Origin of the sequence: Archangium violaceum (genome assembly GCF_016859125.1) — a bacterium.
GTDB classification, from domain to species: Bacteria; Myxococcota; Myxococcia; order Myxococcales; family Myxococcaceae; genus Archangium; species Archangium violaceum_A.
Window position 1 is genome coordinate 9,337,359 of sequence record NZ_CP069338.1, and the last position, 16,419, is coordinate 9,353,777.

8 protein-coding genes are annotated in these 16,419 nt (G+C 68.0%); 7 read left to right on the plus strand and 1 reads right to left on the minus strand.

The annotated features are described in order from the left end of the window. Positions 1 to 88: 88 nt before the first annotated feature. The 6 genes from JQX13_RS39540 (at position 89) to JQX13_RS39565 (ending at position 12,457) form a co-directional block, all read left to right on the plus strand. Complete coding sequence (locus JQX13_RS39540; RefSeq protein WP_203404584.1) at positions 89 to 5,614, plus strand: DNA repair ATPase; 5,526 nt, start codon at positions 89 to 91, stop codon at positions 5,612 to 5,614. A gap of 741 nt (positions 5,615 to 6,355) precedes the next feature. Beyond that, positions 6,356 to 7,492 (plus strand): fatty acid desaturase family protein, encoded by a 1,137-nt coding sequence (locus JQX13_RS39545; RefSeq protein ID WP_203404585.1) that lies wholly within the window; start codon positions 6,356 to 6,358, stop codon positions 7,490 to 7,492. Positions 7,493 to 7,506: 14 nt separating this feature from the next. Next, positions 7,507 to 7,746: an Lrp/AsnC ligand binding domain-containing protein gene (locus tag JQX13_RS39550; protein ID WP_203404586.1), complete on the plus strand. Its 240-nt coding sequence runs from the start codon at positions 7,507 to 7,509 to the stop codon at positions 7,744 to 7,746. Positions 7,747 to 8,150: 404 nt separating this feature from the next. After that, a complete protein-coding gene (locus JQX13_RS39555) occupies positions 8,151 to 10,361 on the plus strand; it encodes a PhnD/SsuA/transferrin family substrate-binding protein (protein ID WP_203404587.1) in 2,211 nt (736 codons plus the stop codon). Positions 10,362 to 10,513: 152 nt separating this feature from the next. Then, complete coding sequence (locus tag JQX13_RS39560; protein ID WP_203404588.1) at positions 10,514 to 11,803, plus strand: CotH kinase family protein; 1,290 nt, start codon at positions 10,514 to 10,516, stop codon at positions 11,801 to 11,803. A gap of 36 nt (positions 11,804 to 11,839) precedes the next feature. Further along, on the plus strand, positions 11,840 to 12,457 hold the full coding sequence (locus tag JQX13_RS39565) for a peptidylprolyl isomerase (RefSeq protein WP_203404589.1): 618 nt from the start codon (positions 11,840 to 11,842) through the stop codon (positions 12,455 to 12,457). Positions 12,458 to 12,478: 21 nt separating this feature from the next. On the opposite strand, the gene JQX13_RS39570 is transcribed toward JQX13_RS39565, so the two are convergent. After that, positions 12,479 to 12,862 carry a hypothetical protein gene (locus JQX13_RS39570; protein ID WP_203404590.1) on the minus strand — a complete coding sequence of 128 codons (384 nt, stop codon included), beginning with the start codon at positions 12,860 to 12,862 and terminating at the stop codon, positions 12,479 to 12,481. A 366-nt stretch (positions 12,863 to 13,228) separates the two neighbouring features. Here JQX13_RS39570 and JQX13_RS39575 point away from each other — a divergent pair, with 366 nt between their 5' ends. Further along, the gene (locus JQX13_RS39575) at positions 13,229 to 16,381 is read left to right on the plus strand and encodes a PAS domain S-box protein (protein ID WP_203404591.1); all 3,153 of its coding nucleotides are present in this window, start codon (positions 13,229 to 13,231) and stop codon (positions 16,379 to 16,381) included. The last annotated feature ends 38 nt before the right edge of the window (positions 16,382 to 16,419 follow it).

Below are 16,419 nucleotides of genomic sequence, written 5' to 3' on the forward strand. Positions count from 1 at the left end.
GGCAACGCACCAACTCCCTCTCCCCTCGGGAGAGGGTCGGGGTGAGGGTACGTGCACCCCTGGTTCCTCATCTCCCGGTGAACTGACGATGGCAACTGAAAGCCCCACTCCCGCGTCGGGCGAGGCCACGCTGGAGGGCGGTAGCTACGAGGTCATCCGCGCGCGCCTGCTCGCCCAGGCCGAGGCGCTCGGCAACAAGGCCACGGACCTCAACGAGCGTCGCAAGAAGCTCTTCGGTGGCACAGAGCTCACCGTCATCGGCAACGAGCGCGTCCGCACCGAGCACAACTGCGTCCCGTGCGACATCGTCGGCGTCGGGAAGTACCTGCTCTTCGGCTACAACGTCTTCATCGGCCTGAAGAAGGAGATGTCCGTCGCGGACGTCTTCTCGCTGCACAAGTTCGAGAAGACCGCCGAGGGCTTCGACTTCTCCCTGGTGCCGTCCTCCGAGGCCGGCGGGTTCCTGCAGGATCCCCGCTTCGTCAAGGACTTCGGCGAGCTCTACAAGTATTACAAGGACGCGAGGCTCCTTCAGCTCCGCCGCAACGAGACGAAGCTCCTGGCCATCTTCCAGACGGGCCAGTCGCAGCGCGACATCAAGGTCTTCCGCTTCGCGCTCGATGTGGAGGGCAACGCCACCTACATCGACAACCAGGGCGAGAGGGATCACGTCTTCCCCGCGACCCACGACTTCGAGTGGAAGGTGGCCACGCGCGAGAACTACGTGCTCGGCCAGCACCCGCACGTCAACGTGTTGGATCAGGTGTTCGTGGAGACGGTGAAGGGCGACCTCACCATCAAGGTGGAGAACAACACCACGGACGGCCTGGGCATCTACCGCGAGCCGGTGGACGATCCGGATCAGTCGCTCGATGACGCCGAGTTCGCCTACGCCCAGGTGGGAGGCCTCATCCTCCTGCGCGTCCTGCCGTTCCGCGAGCAGACGCACCGCTACCTCGTCTTCAACACCCGCACCCAGCACGTGGTGCGCATCGACGCCATCGGCAATTCCTGCGTCCGGCTTCCCGAGGATCAGGGCATCGTCTTCCCCGGCGGCTACTACCTGCAGACGGGCGACTACAAGGTCTTCGAGGGCATTGGCGAGGGGCTCCAGTTCAAGCGCGCCATCCGCTCGCCCAACGGCGAGGACGTCCTCTACGTCTTCTTCCGCCGCGACGAGGGCGCCTACGTCCTCTTCCCGTACAACCTCGTGCGCAAGGAGGTGCAGAACCCGCTGCAGGGGCACGGCTTCAGCCTCTTCGGGGACGGGCGCATGGTGGTGTTCCGCTCCACCTCCAACGAGCCCACCCGCGTGCACCCCATGCAGGTGTGGCAGACGCCCTTCGTCTCCGCCGAGCACGCCGCGAAGATGCCGCCCGCGCCCGGCTACCTCGGCAAGGTGGGCAACGCCGAGCTGGTGCGCGGCATCTCCGACGCGCTGACGCTCGTGCGCATGGCCCGCACGGACAAGCCCTCGCGCCGCACCTACGAGGACCTGGCCGCCGCCGCCACCCGCATGCTCGATGCCTTCTACTGGCTCGGGCACGAGGAGACGGCACTCCAGGAGGGGATCGAAACCCTGCGGCGCACCTCCGAGCTCATCATCGACGAGTTCGAGAAGGTGCTCGCCCTGCGCAAGCGCGCCACGGACGCCATCGCCACGGCCCAGACGGCCCAGGAGCAGGTCCTCCTGCGCGTGCGTCCCGAGGAGCTCCAGAGCGCCGAGGGCTTCATGAACGCCCTCTCGGACCTGCGCAAGCAGCGCGGTCAGCTCATCACCCTCAAGGAGATCCGCTACATCGACGTGGCGCGGCTCGAGGCCCTCGAGAAGCAGGTCATCGAGGAGACCGATCGCGTCAGCGCGGATGCCGTGCAGTTCCTCCAGCGGGGCGAGGCGCTCCAGCCCCTGGCCGAGCGCCTGGACGTGCTGCTGCAGAAGCTGGAGCCCATCCAGACCACGAGCGAGCTGGCTCCGCTCGGTGAGGACGTCGAGCAGGTGGGCAAGGGCCTGGAGGTGCTGAGCGAGACGGTGGGTGGCCTGCAGGTGGGCGATCCGCTGGCGCGCGCGCGGATCCTCGAGGGCATCTCCGAGCTGTTCTCCCGCCTCAACCGCGTGCGCGCGGGCCTCAACGTCAAGCGCAAGGAGCTGGTGGGCCGCGAGAAGCGGGCCGAGTTCGGCGCCCAGTTCAAGCTGCTCGGGCAGGCGGTGGAGAGCGCGCTGTCCGTGGCGGACTCGCCGGAGAAGTGCGACGAGGGCCTCTCGCGCCTCACCGTGCAGTTGGAGGAGATGGAGGGGCGCTTCGGCGAGTTCGACGAGTTCCTCGGCCAGCTCACCCAGAAGCGCGAGGAGCTGCTCGAGGCCTTCGGGCAGAAGAAGCAGGCGCTGGTGGACGAGCGCCAGCGCCGCGCGCAGAACCTCTTCGGCGCCGCCGAGCGCATCCTCACCGGCGTCAACCGCCGGGCGAAGTCCTTCAAGGACGAGGACGAGCTCAACTCGTATTTCGCGTCCGACTCGATGGTGCAGAAGCTGCGGCAGCTCGCCCAGCAACTCCTCGAGCTCCAGGACAGCGTGCGCTCGGACGAGGTGCTCAGCCGGGTGAAGACGGCGCGCCAGGATGCCCTGCGCGCGCTGCGCGACCGCAATGACCTCTACGAGGAGGGCTCGGGCGCGCCGGTCATCAAATTCGGCAAGCACCGCTTCAACGTCAACACCCAGCCGCTGGAGCTGACGCTGGTGCCGCGCGATGGCGCGCTCTACCTGCAGCTCACCGGCACGGACTACGCCCAGAAGCTCGAGGACCCGGAGCTGGAGAAGTACCGCGAGCTCTGGGATCAGCACCTCGTCTCCGAGACGCCCCAGGTGTACCGCGCCGAGTACCTCGCCGCGCAGGTGCTGCTGGACGCGGAGGAGGGGAAGGGGAGCGTGACGCTCGCGGCGCTGCACCAGGCGGTGCTGGAGCAGGGCGGGCTGCTGGAGAAGGTGCGCGCGTACTCGGCGGACAAGTACGACGAGGGCTACGAGCGCGGCATCCACGACGCGGACGCGGCGGCCATTCTCGAGAAGCTGCTCGCGATGCACACGGGGGCGGGGCTGCTGCGCTTCGCGCCCACGCCGCGCGCCTGGGCGGCCCTGTTCTGGGCCTTCGGGGGCGAGGGGGACGAGAAGGCGCTCTTCCACCGCCGCGCGCGCAGCCTGCACCGGCTCCGCGTGGCCTTCGGTGAGTCGGCGGAACTGGTGGCCCTCGGCGACGAGGTGGGCGAGCGCATCGGCGCCTTCCTGAATGCGCTGGGCGTGCGGTGTGGCCCCGCCGAGGCCCGGCTCGCCGGGCGCTACCTGGTCGAGGAGCTGGGCGTGGACAGGCCCCGCTTCACCACCAGCGGGGAGGCGGTGGCGCTCAAGGACGCGCTGCTGTCGCAGCTGGACAGGGCGGGCACGCGCTCGGCCTTCGAGGAGGATCTGCGGGGCCTGGAGAAGAACCTGCCCGAGCGCCTGCGTGTGGTGCGTGCGTGGGTGGAGGCCTTCCTGGCGCGGCGCGAGGGGGGCCCGGGCCCGGCGGCCCACGTGGCGGTGGAGGCCGCGGTGGTGCTGCTCACCGAGCGCAAGCTGGATCGCGAGGTCGTCGGTGCCCTCACCTCCGCCGAGGTCTCGGGGATGTTGGGCCAGCACCCGCGCATCCAGGACCGGAGGCTGCCGCTGCGCCTGGACGAGTTCCTCGCCCGCCTGAGCGACTTCCGGCAGGTGCGCGTGCCGGCCTACCACGCCTACCGCGCGCTGCTGCGGGACATCCTGGACCGCGAGCGCCGCCGGCTGCGCCTCGAGGAGTTCACGCCGAAGGTGCTGTCGTCCTTCGTGCGCAACAAGCTCATCGACGAGGTGTACCTGCCGCTCATCGGCGCCAACCTGGCCAAGCAGCTCGGCGCGGCGGGCGAGAACAAGCGCACGGATCGAATGGGCATGCTGCTGCTCATGTCGCCTCCGGGCTACGGCAAGACGACGTTGATGGAGTACGTGGCCAGCCGGCTCGGGCTCACCTTCGTGAAGGTGAACGGCCCCGCGCTGGGCCACTCGGTGAAGTCGCTGGATCCGGCCGAGGCGCCCAACGCCACGGCCCGCCAGGAGGTGGAGCGCATCAACCTGTCCTTCGAGATGGGCAACAACGTGATGCTCTACCTCGACGACATCCAGCACACGGATCCCGAGCTGCTCCAGAAGTTCATCTCGCTGTGCGACGGCCAGCGCCGCGTCGAGGGCGTGTGGAACGGCAAGACGCGCACCTATGATCTGCGCGGCAAGAAGTTCTGCGTGGTGATGGCGGGCAACCCGTACACCGAGACGGGTGATCGCTTCCGCATCCCGGACATGCTCGCCAACCGCGCGGACACCTACAACCTGGGCGACATCCTCGACGGCAAGGAAGAGCTGTTCGCGCTGAGCTACATCGAGAACGCGCTCACGTCGAACGCGGCGCTGGCGCCACTCGCCACGCGCGAGCCGGGTGACATCTACAAGCTCATCCGCATGGCGAAGGGCGAGGAGGTGCCCACCGGCGAACTGTCATACGGCTACGCGGCGGCGGAGTTGCAGGAGATCGTCGCGGTCTTCCAGCGGTTGTTCCGGGTGCAGGAGGTGCTGCTGAAGGTGAACCTGGAGTACATCGCCTCGGCGGCGCAGGACGAGCGCTTCCGGACGGAGCCGGCGTTCAAGCTGCAGGGCAGCTACCGCAACATGAGCAAGGTCGCCGAGAAGGTGGTGGCGGCGATGACGGACGACGAGCTGGAGCGTCTCATCGACGATCACTACCAGGGCGAATCGCAGACACTCACCACGGCGGCCGAGCAGAACCTGCTCAAGCTGCAGGAGATGCGTGGGAGGCTGACGCCGGAGAAGGCGAAGCGCTGGGAGGAGATCAAGCAGGGCTTCGCGCGGGTGAAGCGGATGGGCGGGAAGGAGGACGATCCGGTGGCCCGGGTGACGGGACAGCTGAGCGCCATCGAGGAGCAGCTCGGAGCGGTGGCGGGCGCGGTGGTGCAGGCCGCCGAGGTGACGCGCAAGCCGTCGGGTCCGAGCCCGGTGGCCGAGGTGTCGCCGCGGCTGGAGGCGCTGCGCGAGGCGCTGTTGGAGCTGGCGCGCAGGGAGACGCCAGCGCCGGTGGTGCAGGTGGCGCCGGGTACGGACCTGACGCCCTACCTGCAACACCTGGCGAAGGTGCTGAAGGTGCTGGCCGAGCGCTCGGTGGCGGCACCGGCGCAGACGGCGGACCTGGGCCCGGTGATGGAGCAGCTCACGCAGGCGGTGAGGACGATGGCGGAGCGCCAGCCGGTGGCGGCACCCGCCTCGGCGCCGCCCGCGGACCTGGGGCGGTACATGGAGCAGATGTCCCAGGCGGTGAGGACGATGGCGGAGCGTTCACCGGCGCAGTCGCTGCAGAGGGCGGCAGCGGCGCCGCTGCCGGCGGACGTGGGCCGGCAGATCATGCTGGTGGAGAGCGCGCTGGCGCCGTTGGAGCGGCTGGCGAAGCGGACGCTGCAAGGCGGCGAGGAAAACCTCAAGGCGATGCAGGTCTGGCAAGCCGTCACGGAGGCGCTGGAGCTCCTCCAGGCGATGCAGCGCTGAACTCCCTCCCTCTCCCTCTGGGAGAGGGCCGGGGTGAGGGTATAGAGGACCCCGGGTTGGAAAGAGCTACTCGTCGAGCGTGGGCACGCGAACCAGCACTCGGAGTCCGCTGTCGCGCGAGTACCCGACGGAGTACCGCTGGCCAGCGACTTCCACCTGAGCGCCGTGAGGAGGCCTCGGGTGGGCGTTCAGCCAGGTATCCGCTTCCTGTCGGGTATCAAAGACGCGGAGGGGGGAGGGGGAGCGAGAGCCTTTGAATCAAAACTCGAGAGAAAGACAGATGACGACGAAGGCAACCCCCGCGACAACAACGGTGGTGCCAATCAGGACCTCCCGCTGATTGCGCCTCAACCAATCCGTAGCACGCTCAATGGCCGGAAAGCTCAAGGCCTCCAGCTTTGAGGTAAGCCTGGGGAAGGCTCCGGGGTCGGAAGCGTCTGGGAGTTGCTGCACGCAGCGAGAAAGCAGAGGAGACCCAATATGGCGATATGGCCTGCGTCCCATCGGGCGCGCCTGCTCGGGACGCCGCATTCATCGAATGGTTTCCACATGGTGGGTTCCACTGAGCCAGAACGTCCGAGGAGGGGCACGTCATATCTTCACCGAGGGCGAGAGTCTCTTCCCGCGTGCGAACCTCTTCCCGGCGCCGAGGCTCCCGGTTACCGTGCGTCGCCGAGCGCGCACTGGCGGGCCCGCTCGCCCCCCCCATTCGTTCCGCCCGAGCTTCCGAGGTCCCCCCGCATGTCCCGCGCCACCCCTGACTTCGATCCCGCGTCCGTGGACGTGGAGGGCTTCCTGGCCGACATCCGCGCGCTGCGCGCCGAGATCGATGCCTCCGTCAGCGAGGCGGACCTCGAGCACCTGCGGAAGATCGAGAACTGGGGCCGCGCGGCCACGGCGCTCGGTCTGGCCACCTGCTGGCTGATGCCCAACCCCCTGAGCGCGGCGGCGATGGGCCTGGGCCGCTCCACGCGCTGGCTGCTGATGCACCACGTGGGACACCGGGGCTACGACCGTGTCCCCGGCGCCCCCGCGGAGCGGACCAGCAAGGGCTTCGCCAAAGGCAAGCGCCGCTTCGTCGACTGGCTTGACTGGATCATCCCCGAGGCCTGGGTCTTCGAGCACAACGTCCTCCACCACTCGTACACCGGCGAGGACGCGGATCCGGATCTGCTCGAGCGCAACGCCGAGGGCTCCCTGCGCGACCCCGAGCGCCCGCTCGCGCTGCGCTACCTCCAACTCGCGCTGCTCGCGATCACCTGGCGCGCCAGCTACTACTCCCCGGAGACGCTCGCCTCGCTGCGACGCAAGCGCCGCCCGGACGGGCCCCTGAGCCGCGAGGAGTGGCGCGAGGTGCTGCTGACCGGCTACGCCCCCTACGTCGCCTGGAACTTCGCCGTGCTGCCCGCGCTCTTCCTGCCCCTGGGTCCGTGGGCCTCGTTCAGCGCCCTGTGTAACTCGCTCATGGCCGAGGTCATCACCAACGTGCACACCTTCCTCGTCGTGGGGCCCAACCACACCGGCGAGGACCTGTACCGCTTCGACTCGGCCCCCGAGGGCAAGGGGGAGCGCTACCTCCAGCAGGTCATCGGCAGCGCCAACTACCGCACCGGTGGGGATCTCAACGACTACCTCCACCTGTGGCTCAACTACCAGATCGAGCACCACGTCTTCCCCGACCTGTCGATGCTCCAGTACCAGCGCGTGCAGCCCAGGCTGCGCGCCCTGTGCGAGAAGTACGGCATCCCCTACGTGCAGGAGAGCGTCTGGACGCGCGCGCGGAAGATGGTGGACATCATCGTGGGCAAGAGCTCCATGCGGCGGCTCGGTCGCCGTGAGGCGGCCTCCGCTCCCGGTCCGCTCCCCGAAGTGGCGTGATAGGGTGCGCCCCCGTGCACACCATCTTCGTCATGATCAAGTGTGAGCTGGGGCAGACCTACAAGACCGCGGCCATGATCGCCGACCAGGTCGACGAGGCCGCCGAGGTTCATTCCACCTCGGGCGGGTACGATCTGCTGGCCAAGTTCCACCTCGACAAGGACCAGGACATCGGCCGCTTCGTCACCGAGCGCATCCAGACGCTTCCCGGCGTCAAGGACACCTACACCATCACCACCTTCAAGGCCTTCTGAGCCGGCGCGACCGGCGGGTCGGCCTCCCGGGCGTGTTTCATCCCGACTTGTCCGACTGTCGGACGCGTTCGCGCGGAACGCGACCGGAGGAGTTCCCCGCCCGGGCTCTGGCTGGATCTCCAGCCAGAACTGAACACCGGGCAGCCCCCGGGGCCAATGCAAGTCCAGGACTTCTGACACGAGAATTGTCCAGCGCAAGGCACAGCACCCCGAGGTGTTTGACGCTGAGTGATATTGGATTTACTGAAAGTGAAGTGCCACTCCGCGTGAAGCACTCCGATTCTGAGAGCCTGTGTTTTCCAGTGAAACAGGAATAGTATGACTTAGACGGTGAAGTTGTGCATAGTAGGGAACGAGTGCAACTCGGGCTCGGCATGGGGCCATCGAGGGGCATTGAAGGAGGAATGCGCGTGACCCCGTCCACCACTCCCATCCGTTTCCTGCTCTACCCGTCGCTCGGGGAGGTGCGGGAGCACGTGCGGGTCGAGCTCTTCGGGCGAGTGCTGTCCGAGCGCCTGGGCCGGCCAGTGGTGATGGAGATCGCGCCCACGTACGAGGTGCTGGAGACGGAGCTGGCCGCGGGCCGGGTGGACATGGCGTGGGCCACGGCCGAGCAGTGCACCGCCTACGAGCCGCGGGCGCGGGCAGTGCTGCGCTCGGTGCGCTCGGGGAGCTGGCACTACCACGCGGCCCTGGTGTGCCGCGCGGACGCGCCGCTGACCGTGGAGACGATGAAGGGCAAGCGCGCCGCCTGGGTGGCCCCGCGCTCCACGGGCGGGCACCTGCTGCCCATGCGCTTCCTGCAGCAGCGGGGGCTGCGCCCGGACGAGCTCTTCTCCGAGCAGCGCTTCCTGGGCACCTACCGCAAGGCGCTCGAGGCCGTGCTCGCCGGAGAGGCGGATGTGACCTCCGTCTTCTCCAACCACCCGGATGAGCTCGCCATGCGGGCCACCCTGGCCTCGTACGTAGGGGCCGAGGAGTCCAAGCTCGTCACCTTCGCCTTCACCGAGCCCACCCTGGCCGACGGCATCATCATCACCCGGCGCCTGTCCGAGGCCGATGCCGCCGCGGTGGTGTCCGTGCTCATGCGGATGAACATCGACGGGGGAGGTCTGGATATCTTGATGGGGCCCTTCCGGGTGGAGGGCTTCTTCATGTCGTCGGCATCTCGGGAGGAGCTCGAGACGCCCCGGAAGGTACGCAGCGCCGAATACATGGTGGCGCAGCTGGATGGGGAGGACCGGTGCCTGCGGCTGTGCTCGCCCACGGGCAGGGCCTTTGGCCGGAACGTGAGTCACGCCGAGGGGCGGACGCTGGTGGAGGTGCTGGGCGTGGAGGCGGGAGAGCCGCTGCTGACGCTGTTGCGCGCGGTACGCCGCGGCGTCGCGGGTGGCCGGATGGAGTACCGGCTGGAGGTGGAGGGCGAGACGCGCTGGTACGCGGCGGAGATCAGCCCGTGCGCTCCCGTGGCGGGAGAGACGCAGCCGCGCCTGGCGCTGCTGGTGCGCGACGTGACGGGGATGCGCGCCCTGGAGGAGCCGCTGTACCGGCTGGCCTCCTTCCCGTTGCTGCACCCCGAGCCCCTGCTGGAACTGGGCATGGACGGGGAGCTGCGCTTCGCCAACCCGGCCACGCACAAGGCCTTCCCGGAGCTGATCACCCAGGGGGCGGAGCACCCGATGGTGCGAGCGGCGATCCAGTGGGCCTGGCGGGGGGCTCCCGCGGGTGAGCCCGCGCCCACGGTGCACCTGGACGGCCGGTACTGGGAGCTGACGGTGGCGCAGCTGTGGGATCCCCCGGGCCTGCGGGTGTTCGCCCGGGACGTGACGCTGCGCAAGCAGATGGAGGCTCGGCTCATCCAGGCGGACCGGCTGTCGGCGTTGGGCTCGCTGGCGGCGGCGGTGGGGCACGAGATGAACAACCCGCTGGCCTTCATGCTGGCCAACCTCTCCTTCGCGCGCGAGGAGCTGGAGCGGGTGGGCGAGTCGCTGAAGGCGAAGGACGAGTCCGTGACGCGGGAGCTGGACGACGTGCTGGAGGCCCTGCGGGAGACGGCGGAGGGGGCGTTGCGGCTCAAGCACATCGTGCAGGATCTGCGGACGCTCTCGCGCAAGCCGCCGGAGCACCAGGCGCGGGTGGAGGTACAGCCGGTGCTGGAGAACGCGCTGAAGCTGATCCGCGGCGAGCTGAACCACCGGGCGCGGCTCGAGCGGGACTTCCACGAGATACCGGCGGTGGACGCGGACGAGGCGCGGCTGAGCCAGCTCTTCCTCAACCTGCTGCTCAACGCGGTGCAATCGATGGACCCGGCGGAGGCCGAGGACAACGTGCTGCGCGTGGCCGCCTACACCGGGGAGGAGGGCGAGGTGGTGGTGGAGGTGCAGGACACGGGCAAGGGTCTGCGGCCCGAGGCGCTCTCGCGCATCTTCGAGCCCTTCGTCGCCTCGCGGCCCGGCAGCTCGGGCCTGGGGCTGTCGGTGAGTCATGCCATCGTGACGGGCCTGGGCGGCACGCTGCGCGCGGAGAGCCGCCAGGGACGCGGCACGTTGATCACCATCACGCTACCCCCTGCGTGCGAGGCGCTCCAGCCGCAGGCGGCCCTGCTCGCGGGGTAGGTCGATAGGTCCATGCTCGCGGCGACGGTGGGGCATCGGGGCCGCGGTGAAGCCTGTACGACGCTCAGCCCGTTCGTGCCGCGACAATGCCCTGGAGGGCTGCCTGTGGCGTGTCTCCTCGCTCCCTAGCGTGCGCTCCTGACGGAGGCTGCATGTCGCGGGGCGCGCGGGACTTGCTGTGTCTGGCGGTGGGCGGGGTTCTGCTGTCCTGCACCTCCCCGACCGGATGGGTGGGGCCGCTGCCCGCCGAGTGCCAGGAGCTCGCGCCGGCGGAGTCCGGTCCGGCGACCCATGTCGAGGAGGATGGGTTGCCGGTATTCAACCTGTTCATCTCGGAATCCCTCCCGGATGAACAGGGCTATTTCGTGGCGCGGCTCGTCTACCGCGGGCGATGCCAGCCGCTGTGGGTGAGGCTCCGCGGGAACACCTCCCACTTCTTTCCCAAGCGCAGCTTCACCCTCGAGTTCCCGAAGGACGCGCCCTTCGACGAGCCCCTCCTCGGCGGTGGCTTCACCGGCCGGCGCAAGGTGGTGCTCATCAGCCCGTTCAACGACAACTCCTATGTGCGGAACCGGCTCGCCTTCACGCTGTGGAACCGGATGTCGCCGGGCCATCTCCCGGTGAAGACCTACAGCGCCGTCGTCTATGTGAACGGGAACTACCAGGGCCTGTACACGGTGGCCGATCACATCGACAAGCACCTGATGGCGGCGCGGGGACTGGAGAGGGACGGGGAGTTGTTCAAGGCCTCGGGCGATGACGCCAACTTCTCCCACCTGGACGTCAAGGGGCGGCCCAAGCGCGATTTGAAGCAGGGTTTCGAGAAGCGGGCGGGACGCCCCGAGTCCGGCGCCGAGGCCTACGACAGCATCCGTGTGTTCTCGGCCTTCGTGATCGACTCGAGCCCGGAGCGCTTCCGGGAGGAGCGCCACGCATGGATGAAGGCACACGCGTACGAGGACTGGTGGATCTTCTCCACGCTCATCGTCGCCAACGATTCGGTGTCGAAGAACGCCTACCACTACAGGGATCCGGGTCCCGGAGGCCGGTGGCGCTACATCCCGTGGGATCTCGATGCCAGCTTCGGCCAGAACTGGGACACGCGGCGCAATGATCCGCGGGAGCGCCCCCTCTTCACGACCCGGAACCACCTGTTCGAGCGGATGCTGGAGGATCCCTCCATCGCGGCGTCCATGCGCGAGCGCTACCGGGTGCTGCTCCAGGGGGAGCTGCGCGCGGAGGTGGTGCTCGGGCTCATCGACGAGTACGCGCGGGAGGTGGCCGCCGCGGCCCGTCGTGACGAGGCCCGGTGGAGGGAGGAGTACCTGAGCTTCTTCCGGTGGAAGACCCGCACGGACTTCACCACCTTCGACGAGGAGGTGGAGTACCTCCGGTGGTGGGTGCGGACGCGTTGGGGGGAGCTGGAGCAGCAGCTTCCCTGAGCCCATTCGCCACGTGGGGCCTGATAGAAGACGCCCATGAACCTCTTCTCATCCGCCTGCCTCGCCGTGTTGCTCACCCTCGCCCCCACCGCCTTCGCCGCCTCGCCGAAGAAGGCGGCGAAACCGGAGCCGGTCAAGACGGTACGGGTGGTGCTCCAGACGGAGAAGGGCGAGATCGAGCTGGAGCTCGACGAGACCCACGCGCCCAGGACGGTGCGCAACTTCCTCCACTACGTGGACGGTGGCTTCCTCGAGGGTGGGGTGTTCCACCGCACGGTGAAGCCCGACAACCAGCCGGACAACAAGGTGAAGATCGAGGTCATCCAGGGGGGGATCAACCCCGCTCGCGAGTCCGAGCAGCTCCCGCCGATTCCGCTCGAGCGCACGAACGAGACGGGGCTCAGGCACAAGGATGGAGCCATCTCGATGGCGCGCGACACGCCGGACAGCGCGGTGTCGGACTTCTTCATCTGCGTGGGGGACCAGCCCGGGCTCGATCACGGAGGCAAGCGCAACCCGGATGGGCAGGGCTTCGGTGCCTTCGGCCGGGTGGTGAAGGGCATGGACGTGGTGCGCGCCATCCAGCAGGCCCCGGCGGAGGGGCAGAAGCTCACCCCCCCGGTCAAGATCCTGCGCGCCACGCGCAAGCCGTAACGAGATGAAGGCCGGCCCGGCTCACGGCTGGCGCGGCACCAGGACACACTGGCCGAGCTCCGTGTCACACACGGGCTCGAGCTCTCTCGGGTCCAGGCAGGCGGCGGTGACGCACTCTCCAGGCTGGCATGCATTGGATGCCTGTTGAGCCAGCATTCGCGCTCGCCGCTGGAACTCGGCGAGGTTCGCCCTCGAGTTGACCGCACCGAAGCATTGGAATGCTCCCAGGCAGTTCTGCCCGCCAGCCAGGGCGAGCAGATCGATCTCCTGGCAGGTGTCGCCAGCGCGGCACCGGGCGTAATGGGAGACCAGCTCCGTGGCGCCCTCCTGGAGTTGCTCGCAGTTGGCACATCCCGACAGCCACATCGCCAGCGCAGCCATCCACGAAACGAGCATTCGTCTCATTCCCATCACCTCCGCGTAGGCCGGTTCCACGTCTCGTCTTCCCCGTGCGCCTCACGCTTCTGGCGATGGGGGCGGACGCAGCCTGGACACGCGGAGCCGAGCGCGCATCGTCCGGCGGGGAGGCCAGGGGGCTGCCGGGGCCCCATCCGTCCTTCTGTGAAGCGGCGAGGCGAGCATCCTTGAGCCCGTTCGTTCGCACGGTTCCTCGACGATCAAGCCCTTGCGGATCCGCTCACGCTCCACAATTTAACTCCGAAGCCTCGAAGGGATCGTCCCCCCCCCAACACCGGGCCCACCAGACTTGGGTCAGCGAGCGCCGAACTCGTAGCCCCCAGGCGATCGTTACGTGGCGCTTGGAGGTTACCGATGGCGAACGCACAGCCTGGCACGGACTCGACAGCGGCTCGACCTGGCGAGCTGTTGCACAACCTCCCCGGCGCGATCGTCTGGGAGTCTGACGCGGCGGCCATCCATTTCTCGTTCGTCAGCGAGTCCGCGGCCTCGATGTTGGGGTTCCCCGCCGGGCAGTGGCAGGCCGACGAAGGTTTCCTCAAGAAGCACGTCCACCCCGAGGACTGGGGCCGCGTCCTGGAGACGCTGTACGAAGCGGCCGCCGAGGGCAGCGTCCAGACGTGTGAGCACCGGATGTTCAGGAGCGATGGCTCGACCCTCTGGGTCCAGACCTCCGTTCAGCGCAGCAGCCGCTCGAATGGCTCGCTCCTGCTCACGGGGTTGACGGTCGACATCACCCGGAGCAGGGAGGCCGAGTACGCCCACCGTGATGCCGAAGCGCATTCCCAGCTTCTCCTCGAGAACATCCGAGATTACGGCGTGTTCATGCTGTCACTCGACGGATGCGTGGCGAGTTGGTCTCCCGGTGCGCAGCGGCTCAAGGGGTTCCGGGCCGACGAGGTCATCGGCGTGTCGTTCGCCCACTTCTTCCCGGCGGACGAGTTCGAAAAGGGGACACCCCAGCGTCTCCTGGTGCAGGCCGAGATGGAGCGGAAGGCTGAATACGAGGGGTGGTTGCTCCGCAAGGGCGGCGGGAGGTTCTGGGGGAACCTGATCCTGAGCGCCGTTACCGACGAGCGAGGACGCCTTCGAGGCTTCTCGAACGTGGCGAGGGACCTCACCGCGCGCAAGCGGGCCGAGCAGGCGCTGCGGGAGAGCGAAGAGCACTTCCGGCTCCTCGTCGAGAGTCAGGACTACGGCGTGTTCATGGTGTCTCCCGAAGGAAGGGTCGAGACCTGGAACCGCGGCGCCCAACGGCTCGAGGGCTATCGGGCTCATGAGATCATCGGGTCCCCCATGTCGGAGCTCTTCCCTCGCAACGAGGTCGAGGAAGGCCATTCCGAGCGTCTCCTGAGGAAGGCCTCGCGGGAGGGAAAGGCGGACTACGAGGGGTGGCTCGTCCGCAAAGGGGGTGAGCGATTCTGGGGGCTCCTCACCGTCAGCGCGGTGGAGGACGAAGGTGGCCACCTTCGGGGCTTCTCCGTGCTCGCGAGGGATGTGACCAGCCGAAGGCAAACGGAGGAGGAACTTCGGCGGAGTGAGGAGTACTTCCGGCTGCTCGTGGGGAGCGTTCAGGATTACGGCGTGTTCATGCTGTCCCTGGACGGGGCCATCGAGAGCTGGAATCAGGGTGCGCAGCGGCTCAAGGGTTACCGGGCCCACGAGGTCGTCGGCTCGGGCATCTCCCGCTTCTTCCCTCCCGAGGAGCTCGAGAAGGGCACCCCTGAGCGTCTCTTCCAGGACGCGCTCTTGAAGGGCATCGCGACCTATGAGGGCTGGTTGGTCCGAAAGGACGGCGATCGATTCTGGGCGATCGTCACCTTGAGTGCGGTGGAAGATGAGAACGGCCGTCTTCGGGGTGTGACCAATGTCGCCAAGGATCTGACCGAACGCAAGCGGGTCGAGGACGCGCTGCGCGAGAGTGAGGAACAGCTCCGGCTGCTGATCGACAGCGTCCAGGGTTACGGCGTCTTCATGGTGTCACCGGACGGGCAGGTCGCGAGCTGGAGCCCAGGGGCTGAACGGGTCCAGGGGTACAGGGTGGAGGAAGTCATGGGGGCTCCACTCTCACGGTTCTTCCGTCCCGAGGAAGTGGCGAACGGGACACCCGAGCGGCTCATCCAGGGAGCGCTGGCGGAGGGTCGCGCCGAGTACGAGGGCTGGCTCGTCCGAAAGGGGGGCACCACGTTCTGGGCGAGCGTGGTCCTGGGGGCGGTGATGGACAGGCATGGGAACCTGCGCGGCTTCTCCAACATCACCCGCGACCTGACGGAGCGCATGCGGGCCGAGCGGGCCATCTCCTTCCTGGCCGATGTTGGCTCGGTGCTCGCCGGATCGCTCGACTACCGCACCACCCTGGAGAAGATCGTCCGTCTGGCGATGCGAGATGAGACCCATGCCTGCATCGTCGAGATGCTCGAGGGGCAGCGCATCCAGCCCGTCGCGGTGGCGCATGTCGATCAGGACCAGGAGCGAATCATCCAGAAGGCCGTGCGGATCATGCCTGTCGAATCGCGGATGGGGCAGGGAGTCGCTCGCGTGGTGCACACCGGGCAACCGGAGCTCAAATCAGGTATCTCCGACGTGGGCTGGCTCGGCGAGGCACTCGGGTTCGCGGAGCCCAACGTCCTGCGTGACCTGGGAGTGCGGTCGTACATGTGCGTGCCACTGACGGCTCGTGGCAAGACCTTTGGCGCGATGGTGTTCCTGGCCGCTCCCGGCAGGAACTACGCCTCGGATGACCTGCTCCTGGCCGAGGAGCTCGCCCGCCGCGCCGCGCTCGCCCTCGACAACGCCCGGCTGTACGAGCAGGCCCAGATAGCCATCCGCATGCGGGAGGAGGTCCTGGCCATCGTGTCGCATGATCTCCGCAGCCCGCTGAGCATGATCCAGATGGGGGCCGATCAGCTCCTCTCCGAGTCACGCGGGCGCGAGCAGCCGGAGTTTACGTCCAGGACCGCCGCGAAGATCCGGCGCGCGTCCGTGCGGATGATCCACCTGATCCGCGACCTGCTCGACTTCTCCAGCATCGAGGCGGGGCAGCTCAGGATCGAGGTCTCGAACCACGACGCCGGCGAGCTGGTGACCGAGCTCCTCGAGGAGTTGCAACCCAACGCGGGCGAGAAGGGGATTCGACTCGAGAGGGAGACGGAGCCCTCGTCCCTGATCGTCCGGTGTGATCGCGAGCGGATCGTGCAGGTCTTCTCGAACCTGCTCGGCAACGCCATCAAGTTCACGGGCGAGGGCGGCTCCGTCATGATTCGGACCCGGCGCGAAGGTGACCAGGCCGTCTTCAGTGTCAGCGACACGGGCCCCGGTATTCCCGAAGAGGATCTGAGCCACATCTTCGACCGGTATTGGCAGGTGAACCGGGGGACTCGAGAGAGCTTCGGGCTCGGCCTGGCGATCTCCAAGGCGATCATCGAGTCCCACGGAGGGAAACTCGGGGTCGAGAGCAGGGTGGGTCAGGGCACCACGTTCTTCTTCACGCTCCCCCTCGGTACCTGAGAACGTTTGAAGTCACGACAAAGAGGCTTGGCGTTGCC